Here is a 7839-nt window from a genome sequence, read left to right on the forward strand (position 1 = left end):
TGACTCCGATTGAATATCGAAATCAGGCCTTACAAGCCGCTTAACCGAAATGTCCAACTTTATGGGGTCACATCACTTTTGCATGGCTTTTTTATTTTCTAAATTTGAGTCAATATCATCGCACTTTTTGTTAGCGGCTTACATATAGCTCGAGTTTTTCCATTGTAACAGGCGTAAACATCGTAATAAGGCAACTAAAGTTGAAGCAAATTACAACTTTCTGTAGCATTCTGTTAACTAAAACACGTCTTTTCAATACTGCAAATAATAGAAGAAACCTCAACTCACATGTTAGATTTCCCCCAAAAAACACATCAATCCGTCAAAAATGACGTCCTTTCAGGTTTAACTGTAGCACTTGCACTAGTACCTGAAGCCGTTGCTTTTGCCTTCGTTGCAGGTGTCGACCCAATGGTTGGTCTGTACGCTGCATTTATTGTCGGCTTAGTCACCGCTATTCTAGGTGGCCGTCCTGGTATGATTTCAGGTGCAACCGGCGCAATGGCCGTGGTTATGGTAAGCCTAGTTGCTGAGCATGGTATCCAATACCTATTTGCAGCCATTATGCTAGCAGGTCTATTACAGATCCTTGCAGGTGTCTTCCGCCTCGGTAAATTTATCCGTATGGTGCCACACCCTGTTATGATAGGTTTTGTAAACGGTCTTGCGATTGTTATTTTCTTAGCCCAATTAGGTCAATTTAAAGTACCTTCTGTTAACGGTGGCTTAGAATGGATGCACGGCACACAGCTTTACATCATGTTAGGCTTAGTCGCATTAACCATGGCGATTATCCACTTCTTACCTAAGCTAACCAAAGCGGTACCCTCTTCACTTGTTGCCATTCTGACCGTGACTGCGTTAGTTCATGTACTTGGTTTAGAATCTCGCACCGTGATTGATTTTGTTCGCACGATGAGTGGTGATAGTAATGCAACACTTGCAGGCTCTCTCCCAACATTTGCTTTACCAGATGTAGGCTTTAACCTAGAAACGCTAAAAATCATCTTGCCATATTCATTAATTTTGGCAGCTGTGGGTTTAATTGAATCGCTACTAACCCTGACTGTGATTGATGAAATGACTAATACTCGTGGTAAAGGTAACCGTGAGTGTGTCGGTCAAGGTGTTGCTAATATTACGTGTTCAGTGTTTGGCGCGATGGGTGGTTGTGCGATGATTGGTCAGTCAATGATCAACATTAACTCTGGCGGTCGTGGTCGTTTATCAGGTATCACAGCAGCCATCGGTTTACTGTTATTCATTCTATTTGGCTCATCATTTATTGAAATGATCCCACTTGCTGCGCTTGTTGGTGTGATGTTCATGGTTGTGATCGGCACATTCGAGTGGGCAAGCTTTAAGATGATGCGTAAAGTGCCAAAGCATGACTTCTTTACTATCATCCTAGTAACTGGTGTAACCGTTATTGCTGACCTTGCTGTTGCTGTATTAGTCGGTGTGATTTACTCTGCACTTGTATTTGCTTGGAACCATGCAAAACACATCTACGCATCAAGCTACATTGATGAAAATGGCGCGAAAGTTTACCAAGTAAATGGTCCACTATTCTTTGGCTCTGTTTCGCATTTCCTAGAGTTGTTTGATGCACCAAATGATCCAAAAGAAGTGATCATCGATTTTGCTAAATCACGTGTTGCAGATCACTCGGCTATCGAAGCGATTGATACCATTGCAGAGCGTTACGCTAACCGTGATAAAACAATTCATATCCGTCACTTAAGTCCTGAATGCCGTAAACTACTACAAAAAGCAGGCAACTTAGTCGAAGTGAACCTGCTGGAAGATCCAACTTATAAAGTCGCTTCTGACGTACTAGGCTAAGCTCTCCTATTCAGCCCACCTTCTTGGTGGGCTTTTTGTATCAATTATTGATGTTTTTCATTCATTTGCCTGATTCCTTCTCCCCTTATATTTCATTTTCTGGAACAATAACTGCATTACATTATTAGTAGTGAAGCATTCGGCAAAGGATAATGACAGTGTTTACCATCTCTCCTATAGATAAATCTCAAGCAAAACAAATCAAACATCGCATTGATAATAAGACAAAGCCATTAGGTGCATTGGGACAATTAGAATCTCTTGCGGAGCAAATTGCACTGATCCAGCAATCAGACACACTCACGGTCACTAACCCTCATTTACTAATTTTTGCAGCAGATCATGGGATATCACAACACGGTGTCAGTATCGCTCCTGCTGAAGTCACCACTCAAATGGTACATAACTTTCTCGCAGGTGGTGCTGCCGCAAACTGTTTTTGTCGTAGTAATAATATGGCACTAAAGATCATTGATGCGGGTATTTTAGGAGAGATCGACAATCACTCAGATCTGATCAAGCAATCTTTGGGCAAAGGCACAAAAGATTTCAGTACTGAAGATGCAATGTCACTAGAAACAGCACAACAAGGTATTGAAGCAGGTGCTCATGTTGTGAAATCACTTCATCAATCAGGCACTAACCTTGTTGCTTTTGGTGAAATGGGGATCGGAAATACCAGTAGTGCAGCCGCTATTATGGCATTACTGCTTAATCTTCCTGCCGAAGCGTGCACTGGTCACGGTACGGGAATTGATGACAGCCAGTTCCAAAAGAAACTGTCATTGATCCGCCTTGCCTGCAAACATCACTATGAATGTACAGGCGATCCGATGAAAGTACTGGCTGCTGTCGGTGGGTTTGAAATTGCCCAAATCACCGGTGGTATATTACAAGCAGCTGAAAGTCGAATGATAATCCTCATTGACGGTTTTATTGTTACAGCAGCAGCACTGCTAGCTGTCGCAATTAACCCCAATGTGCGAGATTACTTGGTGTTCTGTCATCACTCGGAAGAAGCAGGACATAACCGTATGCTGCAACATTTAAATGCAACGCCTTTACTTAACCTTGGTTTACGCCTTGGTGAAGGAACTGGTGCGGTGCTCGCTCTGCCATTAGTAAAATCAGCCTGTGCTTTTTACAATGATATGGCAAGCTTCGATGCCGCTGGAGTCACAGTGTGAACACGGATAAAGCACAAAGCCAAGATGTCTCAAACGGCTGGCAATACCAATGGCAGCTATTTCTCGTTGCCTTGGCTTTTTTCACTCGTATCCCGATCCCCAAAGAGACACCTTTTACCACAGAGCGATTAAACCACGCTAATCGTTATTTTGGTGTCATTGGTATTGTTGTCGGCCTACTTGTTAGCTGCGTCTATTTAGTTAGTTCGATACTGCTTCCCGTTTCCGTTGCGATAGCATTAGCTATAATCAGTGGATTACTCATCACCGGTGCTTTTCATGAAGATGGATTGGCTGATGTATTTGATGGTTTTGGCGGTGGCTGGACAGTGGAATCCAAGCTCAATATCATGAAAGACTCCCGGCTTGGGACTTATGGGGCTGCCGCGCTATTTATGGGATTAGGCATTAAATGGGTAGCCCTTATTGAACTTGCCAAGTTAAATCCTTTATTACCAGCCTATGCCTTTATTGTGGTGCATTCACTAAGCCGAGTCGCGGCTGCAAGTCTTATCTTCTCATACCCTTATGTACGAGCCGATCAAGACAGTAAAGTGAAGCCGTTAGCCAATCAGCAAACACGTAGTGATCTACAGATACTATTAGGAACTGCGGTTATTACTCTTCTTGTATTACCTTGGCCGATTGCCATTATGTTAGCAATTATCACTCTGCTAGTACGACAAGGCTGTGGTTATTGGTTCCAACGTCAACTTGGTGGTTATACCGGTGATTGTTTAGGTGCCACACAACAACTTGCAGAAATCGCAGGCTATCTGACATTATTAGCTTTTGCGACCCATTATCATTTTTAAGGAATTTCCATGACAGATACAACGAGCAAGGATGATCGCCACAAAGCTCGCCAACAAAAACTCAAAGAACAAGTAGATGCCAAAATTGATGCCGCCCAATATGAAAAAGGGTTAGTGCTGATCATTACAGGCAACGGTAAAGGTAAATCAACTTCAGGTTTTGGTATGGTGGCGCGTGCAGTTGGTCATGGTCAACATTGTGGTGTCGGGCAATTTATCAAAGGTACATGGGATTGTGGCGAACGTAACTTGCTAGAGCAACACGGTGTTAAATTTGCTGTGATGGCGACAGGCTTTACCTGGGAAACCCAAAATAAAGCCGCCGATACAGCAGCAGCCCAAGAAACATGGCAACAATGTAAAACAATGCTTGCAGATGAAAGCCTTGATGTAGTGCTGCTCGATGAACTGACTTATATGATCACGTACGATTATATCGATTTAGAAGAAGTGCTCCACGCGATTGAAAACCGCCCCGCGATGCAATCGGTGATCATCACAGGGCGTGCTGCTCATCGTAAACTTATTGAAATTGCAGATACGGTATCGGAAGTGCGTAACGTAAAACATGCATTTGAAAGTGGCATCAAAGCACGTAAAGGTATTGATTGGTAATTAACTTTAGCCATTACAAGAATACTTACTCTTTTTATGGCTAAATTTCACACACTTAATACTTATTTTACATCTATTTACTATCTGTAAAGCTATAGCTTCATATAATAGCAGTAGACTTATACCCAAGTAACTTCTGCCTTTTGTTGGAGCTATCATGCCTTCGCATTTACCTAAAGCGTTTAGCAAACCTTTTCTCAAAGTTTTTCATATTCTCGAAGCCATTCTTTTAGTCGGTATCACCCTTTCTACTGTTGTGGCTATGTTTAATGAGTTTATGCATGTCATTGTAGAAAGAAAGATTTTGCTGACAGATATTCTATTAATGTTTATCTATTTGGAAATTTTAGCCATGGTTCAGCAGTTCGTTGCGAATGGTAAAATTCCAGTACGGTACCCTATTTATATCGCCATTATGGCAATCGCTCGCTATATCACGCTTGGCATGAAAGAGCTAGATGGCCCCTTTATTATCTGGCTATCATTAGCCGCTTTTGTTCTCGCTGCAGCAACGGTACTTATTCGTGTTGGTCATCACTACTGGCCGTATGAAACTCCAGAAGATCCACGCCGAAAGCAAGCAGATGATTAATAATGGGTATTTAACTCATAATAAAAAGGCACCTGATTGGTGCCTTTTCTCTATTGCTATCTTTTAAACTAATTAGCGTTTAAAGGTAACACTTTCAGATTGTTCTAAATGAATTTGTGTTACCGCAGGTTGAGTTTGAGCGATCACTTTACCATGACGCACTGAGTATTGAACTGGCACTTGTCGACGCACCGCGTCAAAACCATTCTCAGCAGGTAAAATCAATAAACTACCCGGCTTACCAACTTCAATACCGTAGTTATCTTGAATGTTTAAGGTGCGTGCTGAGTTTTTACTGATCAAATCTAACGATTGGTTAATTTGCTCATAACCCATCACTTGGCATACATGCAAACCCATGTGAAGCACTTGCAGCATGTTGGCTGTACCTAGCGGATACCAAGGATCAAACACATCATCATGACCAAAACAGACGTTGATCTCAGCCCCTAGCATCTCTTTAACACGAGTAACACCACGACGCTTTGGATAATCATCAAAACGCCCTTGCAGGTGAATATTTACCAATGGGTTAGCAACAAAGTTAATCCCTGACATGCGTAATAAGCGGAACAAGCGTGAAGCATAAGCACCATTGTAAGAGCCCATTGCGGTAGTATGGCTTGCTGTGACTTTCTCGCCCATATTATATTTATGTGCTAGTGCGGCTACAGTTTCAACAAAGCGTGACTGTTCATCATCAATTTCGTCACAGTGCACATCAATCAAACGATCATATTTACGTGCTAATTCAAATACGTAATGCAGCGATTCAACACCGTATTCACGAGTGAACTCAAAGTGTGGAATAGCACCGATAACATCAGCACCAAGCTGTACTGCTTCTTCAAGTAGCTCTTTACCGTTTGGGTAAGACAAAATCCCTTCTTGTGGGAAAGCAACAATCTGAATATCCACCCAAGGCTTCATTTCTTCACGTACTTCAAGCATCGCTTTTAATGCAATCAAGGTCGGATCGGAAACATCCACATGAGTACGTACATGTTGAACACCATTAGCAATTTGCCATTTCAAAGTCTGCTTAGCGCGTGTTTTTACATCTTCAATCGACAGTAACTGCTTACGCTCAGCCCAACGCTCAATCCCCTCAAATAAGGTGCCTGAAATATTCCAGCTAGGCTCGCCTGCTGTTTGCGTGGTATCTAAGTGAATATGTGGCTCACAAAATGGCGCAACGACTAAGCCACCTACGGCATCTAACGTCTCGCCTTGGTGATCTGTGATGGTATGGTTATCTACGATTTGTGTAAAAACACCATTCTCAATCAGAATTTGCTTTAAGCCGGCTTCATTCTGCAACGTCGCATTATTAATCAATAAACTTGTCATCATTTTCCCTTACGCCACTTGCTTTGCTGCATGTGTCTTTTTATTCATTGCTGTATTCAGTAGTACATAACTTATTGCACCACCTAATACCGCATTCACTGGCACAATCCCCGGTAGGAAATGTCCTGCCACAACACCGATAGCTATCGCTAACATGCCAGCCCAATTAACTGTTTTAAATTCTGCTTTAGTAAAATCTTGGTAGCGTTTACGGTTGATAAAGAAATCCGCAATGATCACACCACCAATTGGAGGGATCGCTAACGATAGAAATGTTAGCCAACCCACGAAATTGTTATAAAGCCATAGCGCACAAAGTGTGCCGATCAAACCATTCACCACTGAAATATACTTACTCGGTAACCCCGTGATATTTGAAAAGCCTAAGCCTGAAGCATAAAGCGCATTATCATTGGTCGTCCAAATATTAAGACCTAACACGATAATGGCAGGGATCAATAACCCTTGTGCAATCATCACTTCAGAAATATCAGAATGCCCTGTCACTGCGGCTCCTGCTGCGCCAAAGATAAACATCAGCGAATTACCTAAGAAGAAAGCAATCATGGTCACGAGTACTGCTGATTTAGGCTTCTTACCAAAACGAACGAAATCTGCGGTTAGCGTTCCCGCACTCACAAATGAGCCAACAACCATGGCGAGTGCAACCGAGAAATTGATAGGCTCTACTGGCTTCATCATCTTTAACTGATCGACACCACCAATGCTTTCAACGGCTTCAACAACAGAATAACTACCTAGCAATGCAATGGCAGGTACGGCAATAGCAGATAAGATCATTAATGCCGACATACCAAAGTACACAGTAACCGTCATCAATATACCGGATACGACAATTAATACATTGGTATCAATACCTGTAGCTTTATGAACAGGGATCGCAAACATGGCGACACCAACGCCAAACCAGCCAACTTGTGTACCACCAAGTAATGCAGACGGTAACCATGAACCTTTAGTACCAAAAGAAAAACGAGCAAGAAGATGGGTAGAAAGTCCGGTGGAAGCACCGATATAGCCAAGAAAAGAAGTGTAAATACCGAGGATAAGATTGCCGATGAGAACAGCAAGGAAGAAATCGTCAAATGATAGTCCAGTACCCAGTGAACCACCTGTCCACATGCTAGCGGAGAAAAAAGTGAGACCTAACATGACCATTGTCAGTGAAGCGACACCCTTTCGAGCGGTAAGGGGTACAGGCCCTAAACTGTAATTATTATCAGCAGCCATTTTTATCTCCGATATGAATAAATTCGTAAATCCAAGTTAAACGGCGCGCATTATGCTGATAATAAAAAAGCAATCAAGAACAATAAATTCCAACAAATATGTAAAAAACAGCAAATAATAAATAAATTACTTTAAATACAGTCAATTAAAAAATGAAATGGAAATCATACTGTACAATTTGAAA

7 protein-coding genes are annotated in these 7839 nt (G+C 42.1%); 5 read left to right on the forward strand and 2 right to left on the reverse strand.

Translation table 11 applies throughout. The features are described 5' to 3' along the window. Positions 1-288 precede the first annotated feature (288 nt). The 5 genes from E5A76_RS11100 (at position 289) to E5A76_RS11120 (ending at position 5054) form a co-directional block, all read left to right on the forward strand. Entirely contained in the window at positions 289-1845 is a 1557-nt protein-coding gene (locus E5A76_RS11100) for a SulP family inorganic anion transporter (RefSeq protein WP_053986894.1), read from the forward strand. Between the two features lie 152 nt (positions 1846-1997). Next, positions 1998-3032 (forward strand): nicotinate-nucleotide--dimethylbenzimidazole phosphoribosyltransferase, encoded by a 1035-nt coding sequence (gene cobT / locus E5A76_RS11105; protein WP_187695623.1) that lies wholly within the window; start codon positions 1998-2000, stop codon positions 3030-3032. Next, entirely contained in the window at positions 3029-3847 is an 819-nt protein-coding gene (locus tag E5A76_RS11110) for an adenosylcobinamide-GDP ribazoletransferase (protein ID WP_161118971.1), read from the forward strand. Before cobT ends, E5A76_RS11110 begins: the two co-directional genes overlap by 4 nt. Positions 3848-3856: 9 nt before the next feature. Further along, positions 3857-4462: a cob(I)yrinic acid a,c-diamide adenosyltransferase gene (cobO, locus tag E5A76_RS11115; protein ID WP_161118972.1), complete on the forward strand. Its 606-nt coding sequence runs from the start codon at positions 3857-3859 to the stop codon at positions 4460-4462. 157 nt (positions 4463-4619) lie between these two features. Further along, positions 4620-5054, forward strand: coding sequence for a phosphate-starvation-inducible protein PsiE (locus E5A76_RS11120; RefSeq protein WP_053986897.1), 435 nt, complete (start codon positions 4620-4622; stop codon positions 5052-5054). 72 nt (positions 5055-5126) lie between these two features. Here E5A76_RS11120 and E5A76_RS11125 read toward each other — a convergent pair whose 3' ends face one another. After that, positions 5127-6404: a cytosine deaminase gene (locus E5A76_RS11125; protein WP_161118973.1), complete on the reverse strand. Its 1278-nt coding sequence runs from the start codon at positions 6402-6404 to the stop codon at positions 5127-5129. A gap of 9 nt (positions 6405-6413) precedes the next feature. Further along, complete coding sequence (gene codB / locus E5A76_RS11130) at positions 6414-7655, reverse strand: cytosine permease (protein WP_161118974.1); 1242 nt, start codon at positions 7653-7655, stop codon at positions 6414-6416. Positions 7656-7839 lie beyond the last annotated feature (184 nt).

It is taken from the genome of Photobacterium lucens (assembly GCF_009873615.1).
GTDB lineage: Bacteria > Pseudomonadota > Gammaproteobacteria > Enterobacterales > Vibrionaceae > Photobacterium > Photobacterium lucens.

Bases quoted from the DNA above. Each gene is read 5' to 3' on its own strand.
- E5A76_RS11100 (WP_053986894.1), top strand. From the start codon at position 289: ATGTTAGATTTCCCCCAAAAAACACATCAATCCGTCAAAAATGACGTC.
- cobT (WP_187695623.1), top strand. From the start codon at position 1,998: ATGACAGTGTTTACCATCTCTCCTATAGATAAATCTCAAGCAAAACAA.
- cobO (WP_161118972.1), top strand. From the start codon at position 3,857: ATGACAGATACAACGAGCAAGGATGATCGCCACAAAGCTCGCCAACAA.
- E5A76_RS11120 (WP_053986897.1), top strand. From the start codon at position 4,620: ATGCCTTCGCATTTACCTAAAGCGTTTAGCAAACCTTTTCTCAAAGTT.
- E5A76_RS11125 (WP_161118973.1), bottom strand. From the start codon at position 6,404: ATGACAAGTTTATTGATTAATAATGCGACGTTGCAGAATGAAGCCGGC.
- codB (WP_161118974.1), bottom strand. From the start codon at position 7,655: ATGGCTGCTGATAATAATTACAGTTTAGGGCCTGTACCCCTTACCGCT.